Source organism: Curtobacterium sp. PhB146 (assembly GCF_004342995.1).
Classification (GTDB): domain Bacteria; phylum Actinomycetota; class Actinomycetes; order Actinomycetales; family Microbacteriaceae; genus Curtobacterium.
Genome location: NZ_SMBN01000001.1, coordinates 1,512,625 through 1,535,817 on the forward strand (window position 1 = coordinate 1,512,625; position 23,193 = coordinate 1,535,817).

Consider the following 23,193-nt stretch of genomic DNA (forward strand, 5'->3'; position numbering starts at 1 on the left):
AGTGCAGCGACTAGCGCAGCACCACCACGCCCCGCCCGCGGAACCGCACGCAGTCCGTCGCGACCTCGGCCGCTCCGAACCGGTAGAGCTCCTCGCCGGTGGCACCGGGGACCGGCACCTCGGCTGCGTCGTCGAGGAAGTTCACCACGACGTGCACGGGTGCCACGTCCGGTCCGAGCAGCCCACGCGTGAGCACCAGCCACCGGCGGTCCTCGCTGAACCGCACGGCGTTCGCCTCGTACCGGTGGTCGACGAAGGCCTGGTCGGTCCGGCGCAGGGCGACGAGCACCCGGTAGGCACGCAGGATCGCCGCACCCCGCTCGGAACTGACGTCGGCCCAGTCGAGCTTCGAGTTCGTGAACGTCGTCGGGTCCTGCGGGTCCGGCACGGCCGACTCGTCCCAGCCGTGCTCCGCGAACTCGCGGATGCGTCCCTCGGCCGTCGCCTTGCCGAGCTCCGGCTCTGGGTGCGACGTGAAGAACTGCCACGGTGTTGTCGCGGCGAACTCCTCACCCATGAACAGCATGGGCGTGAACGGGCCCAGCAGCGTCAGTGCCGCAGCGATGACGAGGCCTTCGTCGTCGAGCGTCGCCGCCAGACGGTCGCCCGCCGCGCGGTTGCCGATCTGGTCGTGGTTCTGGTTCGTGACGACCAGGGCAGTCGCCGGGGAAGTCCCGCGGTCGATCGGTTGCCCGTGGCGTCGGCCACGGAACGACGACCACGTGCCGTCGTGGAAGAACCCGTGGTCGAGCACCTTCGCGAGCGCCGACAGCGGTGCGAAGTCGGCGTAGTAGCCGTTCGTCTCGCCCGTCAGCGCCACGTGCACGGCGTGGTGGAAGTCGTCGGACCACTGTCCGGCGAGCCCGTACCCGGCGGCTTCCCGCGGGCGGAACATCACCGGGTCGTTGAGGTCCGACTCGGCGATCAGCGACAGCGGACGACCGACGAAGGAACCGTGGGCGTCCGTCTCGTCGGCCATCTCGGCCAGGACGTGCGGCCGCGTGGTGTCGCGGATCGCGTGCACGGCGTCGAGCCGGAGCCCGTCGACGTGGTGGTCGCGGAACCACATGCGCACGTTGTCGAGGACGTACCGACGGACCTCGGCGTGCTCGACGTTCACCGAGTCGCCCCACGTGTTCGCGAGCCCCTGCACCAGGTACGGCCCGAACAGCGGCAGGTAGTTGCCGCTCGGCCCGAGGTGGTTGTAGACGACGTCCTGGATGACGCCCAGGCCGAGTGAGTGCGCCGTGTCGACGAAGCGGTCGTAGGCGTCGGGGCCGCCGTACGGGGCGTGCACCGCGTACCAGGCGACCCCGTCGTAGCCCCAGTTCCACTCCCCGTTCACACCGTTCACGGGCAGCAGTTCGACGAACTCGACGCCGAGTTCGACCAGGTGGTCGAGCTTCTGCGCCGCCGCGTCGAGGGTGCCCTCCGGCGTGTAGGTGCCGACGTGCATCTCGTAGATCACGGCGCCGCGGGCCGGACGCCCGGTCCACGACTCGTCGGTCCACGCGAAGCGCGCGGGGTCGACGACGGCGGACGTGCCGTGCACCCCGTCCGGCTGGAAGCGACTGCGGGGGTCGGGTCGGACCGCGTCGTCGTCGCCGAGGCGGAACCCGTAGCGGGCACCGACGACCGGCATGATCGCGTCGGTCGACCACCAGTCGTCGTCGCCCCTGGTCAGCGGGTACTCGACATCGTCGACGACCAGCCGGACACGGTCCGGCTCGGGCGCCCAGACGGCGTAACGGTCGGGTGCGGTCATGCGTGACCCTCCAGGATGTCGATCTCCGCTTGCGCGTCGGACTCGGTCGCCGGGGTGGTCCGGGCGGTCGACCGGGAGGCCCGTTCCGCGTCGGACGCGTCGGTCACCGTGTCGGCGTGGCCGGGTTCCCCGACCGTGGCGGCCGGTACGAGCAGGGCGACCGGGTAGGTGGTGAGCAGGTCCGCGAGGGCGATGCCCCGGCTGGCCGCGAAGGTCCTGCCGGTGAGCAGGTCGACCCGGTCGACGGGGACGGCGTGCACGAGGGTGTCACCCCAGCCACCGACCCGTTCGAGCCCGATCGGCAGTCGCGTGGCGATCGTCACGGCACCGCCGCGGTCGAACGCGACGACGTGGTCCGCCGCGCTGCCCGTCGCCTCGAGCGCGAGGTACCGCGTGAAGAGCTCCGGGTGGTCGCGCCGGAGACGGAGTGCACGGGCGGTCACGAGGAGCTTCGCGGCGCCGTCGATCCCGATCGCCGGGAGGTCCTCGGGGCCGTCGTCGTCCGGGCCGTCGATCTCGGCGAGGACGTGGCGCCGCTCGGCGTAGTCCACGGCTCGGCGGTTGTCGGGGTCGACGAGGGAACGGTCCCAGAACTCGGTGCCCTGGTAGACGTCGGGGACACCGGGAGCCGTGAGCTGCACGAGCTTCTGCGCGAGCCCGTTCGACCACCCAGCCGCGTCGATCCGTTCGTCGAGGGCATCGAGCACGGCCACCACGGCGGGCTCGTCGAACGCCGCGTCGACGAGGGCGTGCATGCGCTCCTCGAACGCCGTGTCCGGCTCGGTCCAGGTGGTGCTGTCGCCGGCTTCGCGTGATGCCTTCTCGGCGTAGGCGTGCAGCCGCTCACGACTCGCGGGTCGGGCGCCGACGATCGCCTGCCACAGCAGGTCGGCGAACACGCGGTCCTCGAGCGGGACGAGGGACTGCAACCGGTTGAGCGTGTCGGCCCACTCGCTGGCGAGCTCGGCCAGGACCGCGATGCGTGCGCGGGTGTCCTCGCTGCGCTTCGTGTCGTGGGTGGTGAGCGTAGTCATGGTGTGCGGCCAGCTGCCGAGCCGGTCGCGCTGCGCCTGGTGGAAGTCGGCCACGGACACCGCGAACACGCTCGGGTCACCACCGACCTCGCTCAGGGACGTCAAGCGGGACGTGCGGTAGAACGCCGTGTCCTCGACGCCCTTGGCCATCACCATGCCGCTCGTCTGCTGCAGGCGGATCGCGGCGGCGTTGTCCGGGTCGACGAGCGCCGGTGCGATCCGGTCGATGACGTCGTCGAGGTCGGGACGGGCCTCTGCCGCGCGTTCGAGCGCCGCGATGAGGTGGTGCGCGCCCTCGGGCAGGTAGGTGCGGTACACGTCGAACGACGCCACGACCTCGGCGAGGGCGTCGACGAGCCGTTCGTGCGTGATCGCGTCCGCTCCTGCGGTGACCGGCGCGAGCAGTCGGGCGAGTCGCTCGACCTCGCTGCCGAGGATCCCGTCGGCGATGCCGCGGCGGGTGTCGTGCGTCAGCTGCTGCCAGTCGGCGGGCTCCGCGCCCGATGCCGCGGTCAGCGAGGGTTCGCCCGCGGGGTCGACGAGCACACGGTCCAGGACGCCGAGGGCGTCGTACCCGGTCGTGCCGTCGACCGGCCAGGAGCTCGGGAGTTCCTCGCCGGGTTCGAGGATCTTCTCGACGAGGGTGTACGCACCACCGGTCAGCTCGGCGAGGTCCTGCAGGTAGCCGGCGGGGTCGTACAGTCCGTCCGGGTGGTCGATGCGCAGTCCGTCGACGAGGCCGTCGCGGAACCAGCCGCCGATGACGCCGTGCGACGCCGCGAACACCTCTGGTTCCTCGACCCGGATTGCCGCGAGGGTGTTCACCGCGAAGAACCGGCGGTAGTTCAGCTCGTGGTCCGCACGCTTCCAGTGCACGAACGCGTAGTGCTGCAGCGCGTGCACGGCCTCGACCGAGTCGCCCGGGTGGGCGGTGCCCGGCGCGGTCGGGTACGCGGTGTCGCCGACCCGGAGCACCGGGTGCTCGGCGTCGGACGTGTCGAGTGTGACCGCGTCGAGCAGCCGGTCGTCGAGGACCGGCACCCGGACCTTGCCGTCGCCGGCGTCCCAGTCGACGTCGAACGCCCAGGCGACGGGGGAGCCCTGGCCGAGTTCGAGCAGGGACCACCACCACGGGTTGACCGCCGGGGTGGCGACCCCGACGTGGTTCGGGACGACGTCGACCAGCACGCCGAGCCCGACCGCGTGCGCGGCCTCGGCGAGGACCCGGAGGGCCTCGTCACCGCCGCGGTCGGTGTCGACGTGCGTGTGGTCGACGACGTCGTAGCCGTGGTTCGAGCCGGGCTCCGACTGCAGGACCGGCGACAGGTACAGCCAGTCGGCCCCGAGGTCGTGCACGTAGTCGACGAGGTCGCGTGCGGCGGCCAGGTCGAAGTCCGCCGAGACCTGCAGCCGGTACGTCGATACGGGAACGCGACGTCCGGCCCCCGTCGTGCCGGTCGTCATCGCGCGGTGCCGCTCGGTGCGGTGGAACCGGCCGGGTTGGCCGGGGTGACGGCGTCCTGCGGGGACCGGGGCTCGGGGGCGCCGTCGTGGTGCTGGACCTCGACCGGGGTGACCGAGACCTCGTGGTTCGGCTCGGCACGCAGGACGATCATCGAGCGCGCGGGCACGTCGAGCGGTGTGCCCGCCTCGACGATCTCGTCACGGGCACCGGGCTCGGCGGTGTCGATGCGGACCGTCCAGCCGGGTGCGTACTCCTCGGGCGGCAACGTGAACGTCACGACGTCGTCGTGGGCGTTGAAGTACGTGATGAACGCCACGTCGGTGACGCGCTCGCCGCGGGAGTCGCGCCCGCGGATGCCGTCGCCGTTCAGGTACATGCCGACGCTCTTGCCGAAGCCGGAGTCCCAGTCCTCCGGCGACATCGCGTCGCCCTCGGGCGTGAGCCAGACGACGTCGGGCAGCGGCTCGTCCTGACCACGGCGCACCGGGCGCCCGTTGAAGTACCGGGTGCGACGGAACGTCGGGTGGTCGTGGCGCAGCTTGACCACGTCGGCCGTGAACTGGACGAGGTCGTCGTCCGCGGTGTCCCAGTCGATCCAGCTGAGCTCGGAGTCCTGTGCGTAGACGTTGTTGTTGCCGGACTGCGAACGGCCGAGCTCGTCACCGTGGGCGATCATCGGCACGCCCTGGCTGAGGAGCAGGGTCGCCAGGAAGTTCCGGCGGCGCTGGAGCCGCAGGGCGTTCACGGACTCGTCGTCCGTCGGACCCTCGGCGCCGGAGTTCCAGGACCGGTTGTGGCTCTCGCCGTCGTTGTTGTCCTCGCCGTTGGCGTCGTTGTGCTTCTCGTTGTAGGCGACGAGGTCGTACAGCGTGAAGCCGTCGTGCGCGGTGATGAAGTTGATGCTCGCCTTGGGCGTCCGGCCGTCGTGCTCGTACAGGTCGGCCGAGCCGGAGATGCGCGACGCGAACTCACCGAGGGTCGACGACTCGCCGCGCCAGAAGTCGCGCACGGTGTCGCGGTACTTGCCGTTCCACTCGGACCACTGGGGCGGGAAGTTGCCGACCTGGTAGCCGCCGGGGCCGACGTCCCACGGCTCGGCGATGAGCTTGACCTGCGACACGATCGGGTCCTGCTGCACGAGCTCGAAGAACGCGGACAGTCGGTCCACCTCGTAGAACTCGCGGGCGAGCGCCGAGGCGAGGTCGAAGCGGAAGCCGTCGACGTGCATCTCGGTCACCCAGTAGCGCAGCGAGTCGAGGATGAGCTGCAGCGAGTGCGGGTGCCCGACGTTGAGCGAGTTCCCGGTGCCCGTGTAGTCCATGTAGAACTTCTTGTCGTCGTCGACCAGGCGGTAGTACGCCGCGTTGTCGATGCCGCGGAACGACAGCGTCGGCCCGAGGTGGTTGCCCTCGGCGGTGTGGTTGTAGACGACGTCGAGCACGACCTCGATGCCGGCGCGGTGGAGCTCCCGCACCATCGTCTTGAACTCCTGCACCTGCTGCCCCTGGTCGCCCGAGGACGAGTACGAGGAGTGCGGCGCGAAGAAGCCGATGGTGTTGTAGCCCCAGTAGTTCGACAGCCCCTTGTCCTGCAGGGTCGAGTCGTTCACGAACTGGTGCACCGGCATGAGCTCGAGCGTCGTGATGCCGAGTCGCTTCAGGTGCTCGATGACCGCGGGGTGCGAGACGCCGGCGTAGGTGCCGCGCTGCTCCTCGGGCACGTCGGGGTGGGTCTCGGTGAGGCCCTTGACGTGCGCTTCGTAGATGACCGTCTCGCCGTAGGGCGTGCGCGGTGCGCGGTCGCCCTGCCAGTCGAAGAACGGGTTGATCACGACGCCCTTCATCATGTGCGCCGCGGAGTCGTCATCGTTCGTCGAGTCCGGGTCGCCGAACGTGTAGGCGAAGAGCGACTGGTCCCAGTCGATCTCGCCGCTCGTCGCCTTGGCGTAGGGGTCGAGCAGCAGCTTTGACGGGTTGCAGCGTGCGCCGTTGTCGGGGTCGTACGGGCCGTGGACACGGAAGCCGTACTCCTGGCCGGGGCCGACGTTCGGCAGGTACGCGTGCCAGACGTAGGCGTCGACCTCGACGAGGGGGATGCACTCTTCGTTGCCGTCGGTGTCGAACAGACAGAGTTCGACGCGCTCGGCGACCTCACTGAAGAGCGCGAAGTTCGTGCCGCTTCCGTCGTAGGTCGCCCCGAGCGGGTACGGGTTGCCGGGCCAGGTGTGCAAACGGTCCTCCAGGTGATGGTCGCGCCAACATATCGGTGACACCCGTCCGCGTCCGCAGACAAGCACCAGCTGTGTACCCGTGCGCGCGTGGCCCGCCCTGTGGAGGAACGGACGAGTAGCGTCGCGCGCATGGCCAACATCGTCACGCAGATCGCAGACAAGGTACGCCCGATCGGCGTCTCCACGAACTACGGAGACCCCGTCGAGGTCGGCGACCAGACCCTCATCCCGGTGTCCCTCGGCTGGTTCGGCTTCGGGGGCGGCGGGGACGACGAGAACGGCGGCGGCGGTGGCGGCGGCGCGTCGATCCCGGTCGGCGCGTACATCCGTCGCCCCGGCAAGGACCTCGAGTTCGAACCGAACCTCATCTCGCTCGTCGCGGTGAGCATCCCGCTCGTCTGGGTGACCGGAACCGTGCTCCGCAAACTGGTGCGCGTCCTGAAGAAGTAGCGACAAGCGGACGGGAGGCCCGTGGCGGACCCGCCACGGGCCTCCCGTCCGGTGTGTGGTCGCGACCCGTCTTGTGGTCGCGACCACGTCTAGACTGCTGGGACACACACGGGAGTCCGGGACCGCCGGGCTGAGAGGGAGCGAGTGGCGCTCCGACCGTCGAACCTGATCCGGATCATGCCGGCGCAGGGAGGAGTCCAGCACCATGTCTTCTGGCACGTCATCAACCGTCCACACCGCCCCGCGGCGGTCGCTGCGCTGGCGGGTCGTCGACATCGTCGTCGCGAGCGTCCTCGCGGTGGCGCTCGGCGTCGTCTTCCGGCTGTGGGAGTTCGGCTACGAACCCATCAGCGCCGTCATGGACCTCGTCCTCCCGGGAACGAAGGCCCTGTTCGGCGGAGTCTGGTTGCTCGCCGGCCCGCTCGTCGCGATCGTCGTCCGCAAGCCCGGCGCCGCGCTCTACGGCGAGATGGTCGCCGCGTCCGTCGAGGCGCTGTTCGGCACGCAGTGGGGGTGGCTGACGCTCGAGGCCGGACTCGTCCAGGGTCTCGGCGCCGAGATCGTCCTCGCTCTGTTCCTGTACCGCGTGTACCGGCTGCCGGTCGTCGTCCTGGCGGGCGCCGCAGCCGGTCTCGCGCTCGGCATCAACGACACCGTGCTGTGGTACCCGGGTCTCGACGCCGCGTTCAAGGTCGTCTACGTCGTGTGCGCGATCGTGTCCGGTGCCGTCATCGCGGGCGCCGGCTCGTGGCTGGTCGTCCGCGCGCTCGCACGCACCGGCGTGCTGTCCTCGTTCGCGGCCGGCCGGGAGCACAGCCGGCGTCGTCCGCGCGAACTGGTGTGACGGTGTCCGCTCCGTCGTCGACGTCCCCGGACGTCGTCGGCGTGCGCGCCGCGCGCATCGCGTTCCGTGACTGGGGGTGGCGCTACCCCGAGCGTGCCGAGTGGGCCGTCCGTGGCGTCGACCTGACCGTCGAGCCGGGGGAGCGGGTCGCGGTCGTCGGGCCGTCCGGCTCCGGCAAGTCGACGCTGCTCCGGGCAGTGGCCGCCGTGCTGCCCGACGAGCCCGACCCCACCGACGACACCGCTGCTTCCGTGCAGGGCTCGGTCCTGGTCGACGGCGCCGACCCCCGCGCGGTCCGCGGGCGTGTCGGCCTCGTCATGCAGGACCCCGAGGCGCACACCGTGATGTCGCGGATCGGCGACGACGTGGCCTTCGGGTGCGAGAACCTCGGCGTCCCGCGCGCCGAGACCTGGACACGGGTGCGGTCGGCGCTCGCGGTCGTCGGGCTCGACCTGCCCCTCGACCGTTCGACCGCGATGCTCTCCGGCGGCCAGCGGCAACGACTGGCGCTCGCCGGGGTGCTCGCGATGCGTCCGGGAGCCCTCGTGCTCGACGAACCCTGCGCGAATCTCGACCCGGCCGGCGTGGCCCAGGTGCACGACGCCGTCCGCGCACTGCTCGACGAGACGGGGGCGACCCTGCTCGTGGTGGAGCACCGGATCGGCACCTGGCTCGACCTGGTCGACCGCCTCGTGCTGCTCGAGCCCGGCGGCGGGGTCGTCGCGGACGGCGCGCCTGCCGAGGTGCTCGCCCGCCACGGCGCAGCGCTCACCGCGGCCGGGGTGTGGGTGCCCGGTGCCGAGCCGGAGCGTGGCGCGGCCCGCGGGCGGCCTGCTGCGGCTGCGGCTGCGGCTGCGGCTGCGCGAACGGGCGAAATACCCGGGTCGGCTGCCGAGGGGACCGCGGCATTTCGCCCGCTCGGCGAGGGGGCGGGCGCGCTGCTCGTGGCGCGGGACCTCGGGACTGCCCGGGGCAAGCGACAGCGGGTGGGCAGCGGGATCGACCTCGAACTCCGAGCCGGGCAGGTCCTGGCGATCACGGGGCCGAACGGGATCGGCAAGTCGACGCTCGGCCTCACGCTCGCGGGGCTCCTGCCTCCGGTCGCGGGGGAGCTCGCGGCCACGACGGACCTCGCCGCAGGCCTCGACGCGGCGCCGCACACGTGGTCGAGCCGCGAACTCGCCGCCCGCATCGGTACCGTCTTCCAGGACCCCGAGCACCAGTTCGTCGCCGGCTCCGTCCGCGAGGAGGTCGAGGCCGGCCCACGCGCGATCGGTGCTCCGGACGCCGCGGGCCGGGCGGACGTGCTCCTCGGCGAGTTCGGCCTCGCCCACCTCGCCGACGCCAACCCGTTCACGCTGTCCGGCGGCGAGCAGCGACGGCTCGCCATCGCCGCGGTCGTCGCCGCGCGGCCGCCGGTCGTCGTGCTCGACGAACCGACCTCCGGGCAGGACCGGTCCACGTGGGACGCCGTCGTCCGGCACCTCGGAGCACTCGCCGACGACGGCACCACCGTCGTCGCCGTCACGCACGACCGCGACCTGATCCGCGCGCTCGACGCCGACGAGGTCGTGCTCGCGGCGGACGGCGCCCGGCGCGTGGACGGCGACCAACGGCGCGTGGAACGCGACCAGGGGGGTGCGACGGCGACCACCCCAGAGACGGTGCCGACGACGGCGGGCCGAGCCGCGCCTCCAGGCCGAACCGACCGAGCCGCCGTCCAACCGGTGGCCTCGCTCGTCGGCGTCCTCGCGCTCGGCGTGTGCCTCGTGCTGAGCCTGGACGTCGTGTCCGCAGCCGTCGCCCTCGCGGTCGAGCTCGCCCTGCTGCCCCTCCTGCGGCTGCCGGTGCGGACCCTGTTGCTGCGGGTGTCACCGGTCCTGGTGGCCGTGCCGCTCACGGCGGTGAGCATCGCGCTGTACGGGCGGCCCTCCGGACGGGAGTGGTTCGACTTCGGCTTCGCCCACGTCACCGACGGGTCGCTCACGCTCGCCCTGGCGACGGCGCTCCGCGTGCTCGCGGTGGGGCTGCCCGCGGTCGCGTTGTTCATCCGCGTCGACCCGACCGACCTGGCCGACGGGCTCGCGCAGGTGCTGCGGCTGTCGGCACGGTTCGTGCTCGGGGCACTCGCGGCTATCCGGATGATGACGCTGCTGGTGGACGACTGGCGGCAGCTCGCGATGGCGCGGCGTGCGCGGGGTCTTGCTGACACCGGGCGGCTGCGGCGTGGGGCGTCGATGGCGTTCGCGCTGCTGGTCCTGGCGCTGCGACGGGCGACGACGTTGGCGGTGGCGATGGAGTCGCGCGGGTTCGGGGCTCCCGGGCGACGCACGTGGGCGCGGGCCGCACGGTTCGCGTGGCCGGAGTGGGCGATGGTCGCGGTGCTCGTCGGGATCGGTGTCGCGTCGATCGCGGTCGCCGTGGCAGCGGGGACCTGGCGTGCGTGAGTCGGTGGACCCGGCGGACCCGGTGGACCCGTCGGGCGGCGACGGTCTCGCCGCGGGTGTCACCGCAGCTGCTGCCGGCGCCGCGGCAGCGTCGGGCGGACGCCTCGTGGTCCTCGTCGACGGCCGCTCCGGCACCGGCAAGACGACTCTCGGCGACCAGCTCGCGCAGCTGCTGGGGGCGCAGGTCGTGCACCTCGACGACGTCTACCCGGGGTGGGACGGACTCCGCGCGGCGGCCGACGCCGTGGTCCGCGACGTGCTCGGGCCTCCCAGCGGGTACCGCCGGTGGGACTGGGTGGCCGACGGCCCGGCGGAGTGGACCGCGGTCGACCCCGACCTGCCGATCGTGATCGAGGGCTGCGGGGCGGTGTCCCGGGCGTCGGTGCCGCTGGCCTCGTTGGCGGTGTGGCTCGAGGCCGACGACGCAGTCCGCTGGGACCGGGCGATCGGCCGCGACGGCGACACCTTCGCGCGCGAGTGGGACCGGTGGGCGGCGCAGGAGCAGGACTTCATCGCCGCCGAGGACCCGGCGTCCCTGGCCGACGTGGTGCTGCGGACGTAGCGGACCGGCCGGCGCGCCCAGCTGGCCGCGCCGAGTCTCGGGCTGGCCGCGCCGAGTCTCGGGCCGGCCGCGCCGAGCCTCGGGCTGCGCGACAGTTCACGGACGTCCGAGCGCGAGAACTGTCGCTCACCGCGAGACTCGGCCCCGCGCGCCGCCCCGCGCAGCAGCACCGCCCCGCGCACCGCCCCGCCCCGCGCCCCGCGCCCGCGCGACCGGGTCCACCGCGAACACCGCCGCCACGATGGTCAGCACCGCGTACACCCCGAGGTACCCGCACAGGATCCACGGCGAGCCCCCACCGAGCTCCACGAACACCGCAGCGAGCAGCGGCGTCAGCCCCACCGAGAAGATCGACCCGATCTGGTACCCGAGCGACATCCCCGAGTACCGCCGACCGGTCGGGAACTGCTCCGCGAACCAGGCTGCCTGCGGCCCGTAGATGCTGTCGTGGAAGACGCACATCCCGATCAGCGCCACGAGCGGCAGCAGCACGAGCGGCCCGGCGTCGAGGAACGCGAAGAACGGCCAGATGAGCACGGCGATGCCGACGGCCGACCAGATCGTGAGCACGCGGCGTCCCACCCGGTCGGACAGCCACCCCCAGAACGGCGTCGACACGAGCGACACCGCCGAGATGACGAGCACCGCCTGCAGACCGGCGTCCGAGCCCGCCGGTCCCCGTACGGCTGCGAGGTAGGTCAGCGAGTACGTCGTCAGGATCGAGTACAGCGCGGGCTGCACCAGGCGCAGCCCGGCGGTCACCAGGATCGCGCGCGGGTGGTGTCGGATCGCCTGCCAGACCGGGAACCGCTCGACCCCGCCGGAGGCCCGCAGCTCCTGGAACACCGGAGCGTCCTGCACGCCGAGCCGGATCACCAGGCCGACGGCCACGATCACCGCGGAGAACAGGAACGGCAGCCGCCAGCCCCAGGCCAGGAACACCTCGTTGCCGAGCAGGGACCGCACCAGGGTGAACACGCCGGTCGCGAGCAGCATCCCGCCCGCCGACCCCATCTGCGTGAACGCCCCGAACAGCCCGCGGTGCCGTTCGGGCGCGTGCTCGACGGACAGCAGCGCGGACCCGCCCCACTCCGCGCCGGCGGCGACGCCCTGCAGCAGCCGCAGGAACACCAGCGCGACGACGGCACCGACCCCGATCGTCGCCGCCGACGGCACGACCCCGATCAGGGTCGACGCGATGCCCATCAGCACCAGGGACGCGACGAGCAGCTTCTTCCGTCCGATGCGGTCGCCCAGGTGTCCGGCGATCACCCCGCCGAGCGGCCGCGCGACGAAGCCGACCCCGTAGGTCGCGAACGACGCGATCACGCCGATCGCCGGCGTCACCGACGGGAAGAACGTGGGCGCGAACACCAGGGCGGACGCCGTCGCGTACAGGTAGAAGTCGTAGTACTCGACCGTCGTGCCCACGAACGAGGCGAGAGCGACGCGACGGCGGGTCGCGCCCGTCGTCGGTTCGGCACGGCGGACGGGAGGCGCGGCAGCAGTGGTCGGGGTCGGCATGCCTCAGCAGCATGGTCGGCTCCGACGTCCGGTGGAACCAGCCGCGTAACGCGGTGTCACCTCACTGCCCCTCGTGACGGCACCACGGGGAACATGGGGTGCATGAGCGATGCACCGAACCGACCGCTGCGCTTCGCGGCCTTCGTCATGAACACGACGTCGCACATCCAGCACGGCCTCTGGCGGCACCCGGACGCCCGCCAGGCCGACTTCGACGACGTCACGCTCTGGACCGACCTGGCGAAGACCCTCGAGCGCGGCAAGTTCGACGCGATGTTCTTCGCCGACGTCGTCGGGACCTACGGACCGGGACGCGGCGACTACTCGACCAACCTGCGCGAGGGGCTGCAGATCCCCTCGAACGACCCCTCGGTGCTGCTCTCCGCGCTCGCCGTGTCGACCGAGCACCTCGGCCTGGCGTTCACGTCGAGCGTCATCCAGTCCCACCCGTTCGACTTCGCCCGCAAGGTCTCCACCCTCGACCACATCACCCGGGGCCGGATCGGCTGGAACGTCGTCACGAGCGCCCTCGACAGCGCCGCCCGGAACTTCGGCGCCGACCGGCTCGAGGAGCACGACGAGCGCTACGTCTGGGCCGAGGAGTACCTCGAGGTCTGCGCGAAGCTCTGGGAGGGCTCGTGGGAGGACGGCGCCGTGCTGAAGGACCCGGTGCGTGGCTACGCCGACCCCGACAAGGTGCACCGCATCGACCACCACGGGAAGCGCTACGACGTGCAGGGGCCGCACCTGAGCGCGCCGAGCCCGCAGCGGACGCCGGTGCTGTTCCAGGCCGGCTCCTCGCCCGCCGGTCGGGCCTTCGCGGCACGGAACGCCGAGGCCCAGTTCATCCTGACCTCGAACCGGGACGCCACCGAGCAGCTCATCCGCGAGACCCGCGACCTGGCGGTCGCAGCCGGCCGGGATCGTGACGACATCGCGTTCTTCATCGGGCTGACCTTCGTCACCGGGTCCACCGAGGCCGAGGCGAAGGCGAAGGAAGCGGAGATCGACGAGTACCTGGCGGCCGACGGCTTCCTGGTGCACTCGAACCTCGGCTTCGACCCGGACACCGGCGAGGCCCTCGACCCGGACACCCCGCTGTCCGAGGTCCGCACCCACGCCGGGCAGTCGCACCTGCAGTGGCTCCGCGAGGCCGCCGGCGACCGCGAACCCACGATCGCCGACCTCGCCCGCCTGTCCGCCAAGCTCCGTGCGCGGGTCGTCGGCACGCCCGACCAGATCGCCGACGAACTCGCGGACTGGCAGCGCGTCGGCGTCGACGGGGTGAACGTCATCAACTGGACGCTGCCCGGTTCGTACGAGGAGTTCGTCGACCGCATCGCGCCCACCCTGCAGGAGCGTGGCCTGATGCAGTCCGAGTACCGCGAGGGCACCCTGCGCGAGAAGCTCTTCGGGCACGCACAGCTGCCGGACTCGCACCCCGCCCGGCAGTGGCGCGGCGCGTTCACGGGCGGCGCGAGCGCGACCGGGACGGCGCCTGCGGACGCGGCACGTGCCGTGGAGGTGACCGCATGACGGACGCGACGACGACCGACGGACGGGTGAGGAGCCTCCCGGCCGATCGTCTGGCGACCCTGCGCGAACGCTTCGCACCCGTGTTCGCGACCATCCGCGAGGGCGCGGTCGAGCGCGAGCTCGCCTCCGGCACCCCCGGCGACCGGCCGTTGCCGCACGCCGAGGTCCGCGCACTCGCCGACGCCGGATTCGGCCGGCTGCGCGTCCCCGAGGACCGCGGCGGGTTCGGCGTGACCCTGGTCGAACTCGTGCAGCTGGTGGCGGACCTGGCGGCCGCGGACTCGAACATCGCGCACCTGTGGCGAGGGCACTTCGGGTTCACCGAACTCGTGCTGCTGCGGCCATCGTCGGCCGGACGGGACGAGTGGCTCCAGCGCATCGTCGACGGGGCGATCGTGGGGAACGCGACCTCGGAGCGGACCGGCACGACCCTGGCCGACATCTCGACGACGGTGACGCCTGTTGGTGATTCCCTCCGTCTCGACGGGCGGAAGTTCTACTCGACCGGCACGCTCTACGCCGACTGGATCTACCTGGCCGCGGACCGCTCGGGCGACCGCGTGACGTTCGCCGTTCCGGTCGACGCGCCAGGTGTGACGAGCGTCGACGACTGGGACGGGTTCGGCCAGCGGCTGACTGCGTCCGGCACCACGGTCTTCGAGGGTGTGCCGGTCGACCCCGCCGTGGTGTCGGCGTACAAGGACGCGCCGCTGTCGCACATCCAGGCCTTCTTCCAGCTGTACCTGCTGGCCGTGCTGGCCGGGATCGGACAGGCGGTGTCTGACGACGCGGTCGCCTTCGTGCGACCGCGGACCCGGACGTACATCCACGCGAACGCGGCAACGCCGGGCGAGGACCCGCAGGTGCTGGCGATCCTCGGTCGGTTGTCCGCGGGGGCGTTCACCGCGCGGTCGCTCGTCGTCGCTGCCGCGGGGCTGCTCGACCAGGTCGTCGCGACGAACGAGCCGGGGGTCGGGGTCGAACACGCACTGCTGGACGCCGCCGAGAACGCGGTCTACCAGGCGCAGGTCGAGATCGGGCCGCGGGTACTGCGGTCGTGCTCCGAGCTGTTCGAGGTCGGCGGGGCGTCCGCTGCCGACCGGACGCGCGCGCTGGACCGGCACTGGCGGAACGCCCGCGTCGTGGCGTCGCACAACCCGGCCGTCTACAAGGAGCGGCTCGTGGGGGAGTACGCGCTCCACGGGCGGGGGCCGGTGGACGCATGGGAGAAGTACCACGAGGTCGGGCCGACGCGGTTCTGAGGGGCGCTGCCGCGCGCGGCGCGACTTTTCGCGGTGAGCGACAATTCTCGCGCTCGTGGGCCCGAGGAATGTCGCTGAGCCCGAAACTCGGGCGCCACCCGCCACCCGCCACCCGCCACCCGCCACCCGCCACCCGCCACCCGCCACCCGCCGGGTGCGCCGGGTGGGCGCCTACGCCCAGCCGAGCTCGTGCAGGCGCTCGTCGTCGATGCCGTAGAAGTGCCCGATCTCGTGCACGAGGGTGGTGTGCACCTCGTCCTTGAGCTCCTCGACGGTGTCGCACTCGGCCAGGTGCTGCTTGCGGAAGACGACGATCCGATCGGGTAGCTCACCGAAGCCGTACTGCCCGCGCTCGGTCGCTGCGATGCCGTCGTACACGCCGAAGAGCTCTTCGCCGTTCTCCGGTTCGTCCTCGACGACGAACACCACGTTGTCGAGCCCGTCGACCATCTCGTCGGGGAGCAGGTCGAGTTCGTCGGTCACGAGCTGCTCGAAGTCGTCGGCGGACATCTCCATCACGCAGGGATCGTCCCACACCGCCCTGACCACTCGCGGCGAAGCCGCACGGCGCCGGAGGCGCCCAGACAAACACAGAGGGAGAGCCCCGGTTGCGTCACACGCAACTGGGGCTCTCCCTCGACTGGGGTGAATAACGGGTCTCGAACCCGCGACCTCCTAGACCACAACCAGGCGCTCTACCAACTGAGCTATATCCACCATGCACACACCGGCGGACCGGCGCGACCACTCAATAGTAGTACATGCTGCGGGCGGTGCCGACCACCCGTGTCGTCACTCGGCCGCAGGCTGGGTCAGGCGCGGTTCCCACTTCTCGACGACCTCGGCCTGGACGGCGCGCACCTCGTCGGTGGTCGGCCCCGGCTCGGCGACGAAGCCCGCGCGGCGGTAGTACTCGAGCTCGCGGATCGACTCGAGGATGTCCGCGAGGGCCCGGTGCCCGCCGTGCTTCTCCGGCGAGTTGAAGTACACGCGCGGGAACCAGCGGCGGCAGAGCTCCTTGATGCTCGACACGTCGACGCTGCGGTAGTGCAGGTGGCCGTCGACGCGGGGCATGTACTTGGACAGGAACGCGCGGTCGGTGCCGATGGTGTTGCCGGCCAGGGGAGCGGTGCCCTCGGCGGGGACGTGCTCGAGGATGTACTCGAGCACCTGGTACTCGGCGTCCGCCAGGCTGACGCCGTTCGGGATCTCCTCGATGAGTCCCGACGTGACGTGCATGTTCGTCACGAACTCGTTCATGTTGTCGAGCGCGGACTGGTCTGGCTTGATCACGATGTCGAATCCGGGGTGCACGGGCTCGAGGTCGAAGTCGGTGATGACCACGGCCACTTCGACGAGTTCGTCGACCTCGAGGTCGAGGCCGGTCATCTCGCAGTCGATCCAGACGAGGCGGTCATTCGCGGTTGCCATGTGCACGATCCTATTCCCGGCCCGCGCGCGCCCCGTGCGCAGGTGGTGCGCGGCCGGTGCGCGGCCGCGTCCGCGGCTGCGTCCGCGGCTGGTGCGCGCTGGTGCGCGGTCGCGTCCCCGAACCCGCGAGCGGGCGAAATGCCCGGGCCGCGTCGCGAGGCACCCTGGTGTTTCGCCCGCTCGCGGGCGCGGCGGTGCCGGAGGCGCGTGGGGCGGTGGTGGTGACGGCCTGGAGGCCCGATGGCGGTCCGTCGGGCGGGTGTCGGGCCTCCCGGCTGGTCGCGTCCAGCGCGCGCACCGTGAGCGGGCGAAATGCCGGGGTTGCGCGGCGGGGTGGCGGGGTATTTCGCCCGCTCGGCGAGACGCTCGGGAGGGGGCTGCGCTCCGGCCACTCCGCGCTTCCGCGAGCGGGCGGAATGCCACGGCCACGGCGGGAGGCACCCGGGCATTTCGCCCGCTCGCGGAGGCGGAGGCGGAGGGGACCGTGGTGGTGACTGCCTGGAGGCCCGGTGGCGGTCCGTCGGACTGGCGCCGCGCCTCCAGGCTGGTCGCGCCCAGTGCGCAGAGCGCGAGCGGGCGAAATACCCGGGCCACGTTGCAGGGGACTCAGGCATTCCGCCCGCTCGCGGCCAGCTGGGCGGACGACGGAGGGCGGACGTGCGTGCGCCCAGTGCGCAGAGCGCGAGCGGGCGAAATACCCGGGCCGCGTCTGGAGGCACCCGGGTGTTTCGCCCGCTCGCGCAGGAGGGGGGCGGGGCGGGAAGGTGTGCGGCTAGGACATCTCGCCGGCGCCGATCGCCTCGGCCTCGACGCGCTCCGGCTCGGCACCGTCGTCCACGCGGCGCAGGACCTTCGTGGTGCAGAGGATCACGACGAACGCGACGGCGACGGACGCTCCGGCGAAGACGTAGGCGGCCGAGGGGGCGTACGCGTCGGCGAGCAGGGTCGCGACGGGCGGGGCGATGGCGCCGCCGATGAAGCGGACGGCGGAGTAGGCGCTCGAGGCGACCGAGCGGGGCAGGTCCGTGGCCTCCATGACGCACTCCGTGAGCACCGTGTTCAGCACACCGAGCACGAGTCCACCGATGATGACGCAGATGATGAGGCCGACCTGCGAGTCCACGACGACGGCCGCGGCGAAGAGGTCGAGTGCCAGCAGGGGCAGCGCGATCTTCAGCACCGTCGTCCTGCGGAGACGGGCGGTGAGCATCGGGGCGACCCAGACGGAGGTGATCGCGAGACCGAGGCCCCAGCCGAAGAACGTGAAGCCGATGCCGAGCGCACCGAAGCCGAGCGGGAACGGCGTGTAGGCGAGCAGGACGAAGAAGCCGATGTTGTAGAACAGCGCGGTCGCGGCGAGTGCGGCGAGCGCGGGACGGCCGAGGGCGCGGAAGGGCGCCGAGAGCTTCGTGGGCGTGGGCTTCTCGAGGCTGCCGGTCTTGAGGAGCGCCACGATCGCGATGAACGCGACGGCCATCAGGGTGGTGACACCGAAGAACGGGCCGCGCCAGCTCACCGACCCCAGCAGCCCGCCGACGAGGGGGCCGACGGCGATGCCGAGCCCGAGCGCTGCCTCGTACAGGATGATCGCCGAGGCGGTCCCGCCCGACGCTGCACCGACGATGGTCGCCAGGGCGGTGGAGATGAAGAGCGCGTTGCCGAGGCCCCAGCCGGCGCGGAAGTCGATGATGCTCCACACGCTGTTCGACGTCGCGGCGAGGACCGAGAACACGACGATGAGCGCCAGACCGATGAGCAGGGTGCGCTTCGCGCCGATGCGGCTCGAGACCCAGCTCGTGAAGAACATCGCGACGCCGGTGACGGCCAGGTAGCTCGTGAAGAGCAGTTCGGTCTGCGCCGGGGTCGCCTTGAGCGATCCAGCGATCGCGGGGAGGATCGGGTCGACGAGGCCGATGCCCATGAAGGCGACGACGCAGGCGAAGGCGATCGCCCAGACCGCTGAGGACTGCTTGAGGATGGAGCCGGACTGGCCGGCAGGTGCGTGGGCGTTCACGCGGTGGTCTCCGTTCTGGTGGTCGTACGCTGGGCGATCAGGACGGACGCGTGGTGCAGCACGTCCCAGTCGTCGTCGGTGAGGTCGGCGAACAACGGGCCGACCGTGTCGGTGAGCGTGGCGCGCCAGGCGGTGAGCCGGGCGCGGCCCGCGTCGGTGATCTCGATGAGCTGGCCGCGGGAGTCGTCGGGGTCGACGCTCCGCGTGACCAGGCCGTCGGCGAGCATGCCCGTGACGAGCCGGGTCATCGTGGGTTGCGCCACGCGCGAGGCGGCCGCCAGCTCACCGAGCCGGAGCGGCTCGTCGGACTCGAGGATGCCGAGCGTGCGCCAGACCGCGGCCGACGTGGTGTTGCCCGTCGACTGCGCGGCGCTGCGGATCAGGCGGTTGACGGAGACGAGGAGCGTCTCGATCGTCTGCGCACGCGTTGTTTCCATAGCTGAACTATATAGCAATGCTATGCATTGCGCAACAGGCCGCACCAGGCCGCAACAGGCACCGCCTGGTAGAAGGGATGCATGAGCGACATCACCATCCACGAAGGCGACGAGTACACCGCGATCTTCCACGGCGGACCCTTCGACGGCACGACCGACACCCGCACCGCGACGAGCGACGCGCTGGACGACGAGGTCACGGTGTTCGCTGACGTCGAGGGCCTGCAGACGGCCTTCACCTACCGCGCCACCAAGTCCCGTCAGGTCCTCGACCAGACCTCGGTCGAGTTCACCTACGAGCCGGGGGAGTCCGACCCGGTGGACGACCTCGCCGACCGTGGCGACCGCAGCGGCGAGTTCGACCGGGAGTAGAACCCCGCGCCGCCGCGTTGCACGGTCACATGCAGCTCGACCTCTGGACGTCCGCCTTCTGTGCGCCGTGCGCCGCCGCCCGCCGGGTGTCGGCCGAGGCGTCGGCGCTCGTCCCCGGGCTCGCCGTGACCGAACGCGACGTGGCGTCGTACCCCGACGACGCAGAGGACCTCGGCATCCGTTCCACGCCCACGATCATCGTGCGGCGGGATGACGGTGCCGAGGTCTTCCGTTCACCCGGGGTCCCCACCCGCGACCAGCTCCTGCTGGCGATCGCCAAGGCCCTCTGACCCGGCGCCCGCAGTGCGGTCGCCGCCCGCCGCGCTGACGGCGGCCGCCACGCGCTCGCCGCCCGCGCCGCCCGCCACCCGCTGCGACGTCGGCGCCGCCACCACGACCGGCTCCGGCGGGTCGACCAGCGCCCTGGCCTTCCGCGCCAGCCGCTTCGTCGTCCGGATCGGCGCCCCGATCAGGAGCGCGAGCCAGCCCAGCGCTGAGCGATCCGCTCCGCCCAGGGCGTTCTTCCGCTCCCAGGCCCGGCGCAGCACACCGCCCCGGCTGCGGCGTGCGGGTTCCCGGTCGAAGAGCGTCCCGGCGTCCCGCCGCACCATGAGCTCCGTGAGTCGGCGCTGCCAGTCGTCGTCCGACGCCGGGTGGAAGTAGTTGTCCTGCATCCAGCTCGGTCGGACCGTGCCGAACCGGCCGTCCACCAGGTCGACCGAGTCGCCCTCGAGGCCGCTCGACACGAACACCTCGTTGATGAGGTGGCGGCCGATGCCGAAGTCCGTCAGCGTCAGCGCGGGCACACCACGTGCGGCCGCTTCGAGCACCGCGGTCGAGCTGATCGTCACGAGGGCCACCGCACGGTCGAGGTGTTCGGCCATCGGCCCGCTCTCGACCACCAGGTTCGCCGGTGCGTCGGCCGGCACGAGGTCGGGGTAGGGGTGTTCCTCGCGGTGCGTCTGGTGTTCGCCGGCGGCCGCGCGGGTCTTGACCACGATGCGCCACTCCGGGTGCTGCCGTGCGGTCGCGACGAGCCACTGCACGACGAGGGCCCGGTCGACGCGCTCCAGCGGGACGCTCGGCTGGGCGGCGAAGACGACGGCGTCGCGGACGTGTGCGCCGGGCGCACCGGGCGCGCCCGTACTGGCGATCGCAGTCGCGCCCGTACTGGCGATCGCAGTCGCGCCCGTGCTGGCGCTGGCGCTGGCGCTCGCGCTCCGGGCGAAGGGCAGCGTGGCGAGCGCGAAGTGCGGCTCGACACCGCCCTCGATGGCCATCTCCTCGTACGCCTGCACCTCGCGGTGGCTGTGCAGCACGAACAGGTCGGCCCGCGCACGGAAGAAGATGCCCTTCCACTTCGCCGGGAACGAGATGCCCGGCAGGCCGGACACCAGCACCGGCCGGTCCGGGATCCGGCGGTGCACCTCGTCGATGACGAGTTCGGCGACCGGGCCGATCAGGGACACGAGGACGGCGTCGGGCGGATCGACGCGGAGCTCCTCGACGACGGCGTCGACGTCCTTCGGCGTCGGCGGATCCGTCCGCAGGTGCGCGAGTCGTGCGTCGAGCCCGCGGAACGCCGAGCGCAGCTGCTTCGCGCTGGCCGAACGCGGCGTCGCGACGGTCCGCAGGTCGAGGTCCCAGCCGGCCGGTGCCGCCGCGAGCAGGTGGGCGCCCCACTTGGCGAACGAGTCGGTGTCGACCAGGGCGACCACACGTCGGCCGCGGGGTGACGGGCCGGACGGGAGGCGCGCCTCCCGTCCGACGGTCGACGCACCCCCGTCAGCCGGCACGTCCAGGGCGCCGGTCTCGTCGACCGGGCCGCTCACGTGCCCTCTGCTCACGTGGTCTCCGCTCACGCGCCGACGCGGCGCAGCTTCGCGAGCGGCGCCCGCTCGCCGGCGGTCGGATGGGTGCTGCATACGCTCACGCGCCGACGCGGCGCAGCTTCGCGAGCGGCGCCCGCTCGCCGGGGAAGATCCGCTTCACCCCGTCACCGAGCGCGGTCTCGATGATCCGGATGTCCCGCGCCAGGGTCTTCAGGCCGTGCGGCTCGAGCGAGGCCGCGTGGTCCGAGCCCCACATCGTGCGGTCGAGCGTGATGTGCCGTTCGACCGCGGTGGCGCCGAGGGCGACGGCGGCGATCGAGATCTGCAGGCCCGGCTCGTGGCCGGAGTACCCGACGGGCACGCCCGAGTACCGGTGCGCGAGGGTGTCGATCATGCGCAGGTTCGCCTCCTCGGCGGGGAGCGGGTACGTCGACGTGGCGTGCATGAGCACGAGGCGGTCGGTTCCGAGGGCGTCGACGGCGGCGTCGATCTGCTCGAGCGTCGACATGCCCGTCGACAGGATGACGGGCTTGCCGGTCGCGGCGACGGCCGCGAGCATCCCGAGGTCGGTCACCGACGCCGAGGCGATCTTGTACGCGACGACGTTGAGGTCCTCGAGGAAGTCCACCGACGGCTCGTCCCAGGGGGAGGCGAACCAGTCCAGGCCGCGCAGCGTCGCGTGGTCGCCGATCTCGATGTACTGGTCGCGGTCGAACTCGACGCGGTAGCGGTACTCCAGGTAGGTCATCTCGCCCCACGGGGTGCTGCGGGGCGTGTTCTTCATGTGCTCGGGCGTGGAGATGGCCGGGGTGCGCTTCTGGAACTTGACGGCCTGCAGTCCGGCGTCGGCGGCGACGTCGATGAGCTGCTTGGCGATGTCGACGTCACCGTTGTGGTTGAGGCCGATCTCGCCGATGAGGTACGCGGGGTGGCCCGCGCCGATCGTGGACGTGCCGATGGTGACGGTCATGGTGCTCCGTTCAGTGCGGGGGCTGCCCGCGTCGGGGATGGGTCGTGGTCCGGGATCTGGGGAGCGACGACGTCGGCCGTGGCTTCGGCCGTGGCGTCCGCCGTGACTTCGGCCGCGATCAGGTCGGTCTCGTCGTCGATGTCGATCGCGCCGGCGGGGTCGACGGCGATGAGTTCGACGCGGCCGTGGAAGCGGTGCCGGTGCTGCCGGAAGCCGTCGGTCCGCATGACGTACGAGGCGCCGGTCTCGCGGTACTCGGCCACGCGGTCCTGACGACGCGGACGGGTGGCCGCGTCGTGGTTCACGGCGATGGCGGAACCGTCGTCGGCGATCCGCCACAGGAACGCGTGCGACGACGCTGCGGCGAACACGACGTCGGCGTGCCCCTCCGAGACGCGCCGGATCGCCGTGTCGAGGTCGTCCGGGTCGATGAACGGCGAGGTTGCCTGCAGGAACACCAGGACCTCAGGCAGCGCATCGCCGGCGGCCTCGAGCTCGTCGAGCACGTGGAGCAGCGCGGACTCCGACGACGCCTGGTCGCCCGCGAGGTCGGCCGGCCGCCGGACCACGTCGGCACCGGCCGCGCGGGCCTCGGCGGCGATGGCGTCACCGTCGGTCGTGACGACCACGGCGTCGATCAGTGCTGCGCTGCGTGCCGACTCCACGGCCCGGCGGACGAGCGACCGACCTCCGACCGTCCGGAGGTTCTTGCCCGGGATGCCCTTCGAGCCGGCGCGTGCGGGGACGACGGCGAGGACGGTGGCAGAGGAGTGCATCTCCCGGACGGTACGAAGCGCGGGTGTCCCGGAGGCGAACTGCGGGCAGACGACGGCCGAACCGTTCCGGAACCGCTCGAGCGGCGGGTCCCGGTTAGAATCGACGTCGCTCGCCTCCGTAGCTCAGTGGATAGAGCAGGTGGTTTCTACCCACCGTGCCGCGGGTTCGATTCCTGCCGGGGGCACGACGCGAACGGGCCGCCATCCGATCGGATGGCGGCCCGTTGCTCGTTCGTGGGGGT

19 protein-coding genes, 2 tRNA genes and 1 riboswitch are annotated in these 23,193 nt (G+C 72.0%); of the genes, 9 read left to right on the forward strand and 12 right to left on the reverse strand.

Going from position 1 to position 23,193, the window contains the following annotated elements:
* Positions 1-10: 10 nt before the first annotated feature.
* The 3 genes from treZ to glgX are packed head-to-tail and all read right to left on the reverse strand — an operon-like array spanning position 11 to position 6,494.
* Positions 11-1,765 carry a malto-oligosyltrehalose trehalohydrolase gene (gene treZ / locus EDF33_RS07310; protein ID WP_132099625.1) on the reverse strand — a complete coding sequence of 585 codons (1,755 nt, stop codon included), beginning with the start codon at positions 1,763-1,765 and terminating at the stop codon, positions 11-13.
* The gene (gene treY / locus EDF33_RS07315; protein WP_132099626.1) at positions 1,762-4,263 is read right to left on the reverse strand and encodes a malto-oligosyltrehalose synthase; all 2,502 of its coding nucleotides are present in this window, start codon (positions 4,261-4,263) and stop codon (positions 1,762-1,764) included. The genes treZ and treY overlap by 4 nt, the downstream gene beginning before the upstream one ends.
* Positions 4,260-6,494, reverse strand: coding sequence for a glycogen debranching protein GlgX (glgX, locus tag EDF33_RS07320; RefSeq protein ID WP_123294024.1), 2,235 nt, complete (start codon positions 6,492-6,494; stop codon positions 4,260-4,262). Before glgX ends, treY begins: the two co-directional genes overlap by 4 nt.
* Positions 6,495-6,623: 129 nt before the next feature.
* On the opposite strand from glgX, the gene EDF33_RS07325 reads away from it, so the two are divergent.
* The 4 genes from EDF33_RS07325 to EDF33_RS07340 all read left to right on the forward strand — a co-directional run bounded on the left by EDF33_RS07325 (position 6,624) and on the right by EDF33_RS07340 (position 10,797).
* Positions 6,624-6,944 carry a hypothetical protein gene (locus EDF33_RS07325; RefSeq protein WP_111086838.1) on the forward strand — a complete coding sequence of 107 codons (321 nt, stop codon included), beginning with the start codon at positions 6,624-6,626 and terminating at the stop codon, positions 6,942-6,944.
* 98 nt (positions 6,945-7,042) lie between these two features.
* Positions 7,043-7,154: riboswitch (TPP riboswitch) on the forward strand.
* A complete protein-coding gene (locus EDF33_RS07330) occupies positions 7,150-7,788 on the forward strand; it encodes an ECF transporter S component (protein ID WP_123294023.1) in 639 nt (212 codons plus the stop codon). Its footprint overlaps the riboswitch before it by 5 nt.
* A 2-nt stretch (positions 7,789-7,790) precedes the next feature.
* The gene (locus EDF33_RS07335) at positions 7,791-10,235 is read left to right on the forward strand and encodes an ATP-binding cassette domain-containing protein (protein ID WP_207906641.1); all 2,445 of its coding nucleotides are present in this window, start codon (positions 7,791-7,793) and stop codon (positions 10,233-10,235) included.
* Positions 10,228-10,797, forward strand: a complete 570-nt coding sequence (locus tag EDF33_RS07340; protein ID WP_243692382.1) for an ATP-binding protein — start codon at positions 10,228-10,230, stop codon at positions 10,795-10,797. The genes EDF33_RS07335 and EDF33_RS07340 overlap by 8 nt, the downstream gene beginning before the upstream one ends.
* A gap of 126 nt (positions 10,798-10,923) precedes the next feature.
* On the opposite strand, the gene EDF33_RS07345 is transcribed toward EDF33_RS07340, so the two are convergent.
* Complete coding sequence (locus EDF33_RS07345; protein WP_132099627.1) at positions 10,924-12,321, reverse strand: MFS transporter; 1,398 nt, start codon at positions 12,319-12,321, stop codon at positions 10,924-10,926.
* A gap of 102 nt (positions 12,322-12,423) precedes the next feature.
* Between EDF33_RS07345 and EDF33_RS07350 the strand changes: the two genes are divergently transcribed.
* Together EDF33_RS07350 and EDF33_RS07355 are read left to right on the forward strand one after the other, a co-directional pair.
* Entirely contained in the window at positions 12,424-13,857 is a 1,434-nt protein-coding gene (locus EDF33_RS07350) for an LLM class flavin-dependent oxidoreductase (protein ID WP_132099628.1), read from the forward strand.
* Positions 13,854-15,119 carry an acyl-CoA dehydrogenase family protein gene (locus tag EDF33_RS07355; protein WP_132099629.1) on the forward strand — a complete coding sequence of 422 codons (1,266 nt, stop codon included), beginning with the start codon at positions 13,854-13,856 and terminating at the stop codon, positions 15,117-15,119. The genes EDF33_RS07350 and EDF33_RS07355 overlap by 4 nt, the downstream gene beginning before the upstream one ends.
* Before the next feature lie 171 nt (positions 15,120-15,290).
* Here EDF33_RS07355 and EDF33_RS07360 read toward each other — a convergent pair whose 3' ends face one another.
* The 5 genes from EDF33_RS07360 to EDF33_RS07380 form a co-directional block, all read right to left on the reverse strand.
* Positions 15,291-15,635 carry a metallopeptidase family protein gene (locus EDF33_RS07360; protein ID WP_123341128.1) on the reverse strand — a complete coding sequence of 115 codons (345 nt, stop codon included), beginning with the start codon at positions 15,633-15,635 and terminating at the stop codon, positions 15,291-15,293.
* Between the two features lie 125 nt (positions 15,636-15,760).
* Positions 15,761-15,836, reverse strand: a tRNA-His gene (locus tag EDF33_RS07365).
* A gap of 75 nt (positions 15,837-15,911) precedes the next feature.
* Positions 15,912-16,550 (reverse strand): oligoribonuclease, encoded by a 639-nt coding sequence (orn, locus tag EDF33_RS07370; protein WP_123938892.1) that lies wholly within the window; start codon positions 16,548-16,550, stop codon positions 15,912-15,914.
* A gap of 772 nt (positions 16,551-17,322) precedes the next feature.
* Positions 17,323-18,564 carry an MFS transporter gene (locus tag EDF33_RS07375; RefSeq protein ID WP_131878453.1) on the reverse strand — a complete coding sequence of 414 codons (1,242 nt, stop codon included), beginning with the start codon at positions 18,562-18,564 and terminating at the stop codon, positions 17,323-17,325.
* Positions 18,561-19,001, reverse strand: a complete 441-nt coding sequence (locus EDF33_RS07380) for a MarR family transcriptional regulator (RefSeq protein WP_123294015.1) — start codon at positions 18,999-19,001, stop codon at positions 18,561-18,563. Before EDF33_RS07380 ends, EDF33_RS07375 begins: the two co-directional genes overlap by 4 nt.
* 81 nt (positions 19,002-19,082) lie before the next feature.
* On the opposite strand from EDF33_RS07380, the gene EDF33_RS07385 reads away from it, so the two are divergent.
* Together EDF33_RS07385 and EDF33_RS07390 are read left to right on the forward strand one after the other, a co-directional pair.
* On the forward strand, positions 19,083-19,373 hold the full coding sequence (locus EDF33_RS07385) for an oligoribonuclease (RefSeq protein WP_111086801.1): 291 nt from the start codon (positions 19,083-19,085) through the stop codon (positions 19,371-19,373).
* 29 nt (positions 19,374-19,402) lie between these two features.
* Positions 19,403-19,663 carry a thioredoxin family protein gene (locus tag EDF33_RS07390; protein ID WP_132099630.1) on the forward strand — a complete coding sequence of 87 codons (261 nt, stop codon included), beginning with the start codon at positions 19,403-19,405 and terminating at the stop codon, positions 19,661-19,663.
* Here the strand turns inward: EDF33_RS07390 and EDF33_RS07395 are convergent.
* From EDF33_RS07395 to EDF33_RS07405, 3 genes are all read right to left on the reverse strand, one after another.
* On the reverse strand, positions 19,607-21,205 hold the full coding sequence (locus EDF33_RS07395) for a DUF6716 putative glycosyltransferase (RefSeq protein ID WP_132099631.1): 1,599 nt from the start codon (positions 21,203-21,205) through the stop codon (positions 19,607-19,609). The two genes, EDF33_RS07390 and EDF33_RS07395, sit on opposite strands and share 57 nt — an antisense overlap.
* Positions 21,206-21,302: 97 nt before the next feature.
* Entirely contained in the window at positions 21,303-22,175 is an 873-nt protein-coding gene (locus tag EDF33_RS07400; RefSeq protein ID WP_123294011.1) for an N-acetylneuraminate synthase family protein, read from the reverse strand.
* Positions 22,172-22,951: an acylneuraminate cytidylyltransferase family protein gene (locus EDF33_RS07405; RefSeq protein WP_132099632.1), complete on the reverse strand. Its 780-nt coding sequence runs from the start codon at positions 22,949-22,951 to the stop codon at positions 22,172-22,174. The genes EDF33_RS07400 and EDF33_RS07405 overlap by 4 nt, the downstream gene beginning before the upstream one ends.
* 112 nt (positions 22,952-23,063) lie before the next feature.
* Here EDF33_RS07405 and EDF33_RS07410 point away from each other — a divergent pair.
* A tRNA-Arg gene (locus tag EDF33_RS07410) sits at positions 23,064-23,136 on the forward strand.
* Positions 23,137-23,193 lie beyond the last annotated feature (57 nt).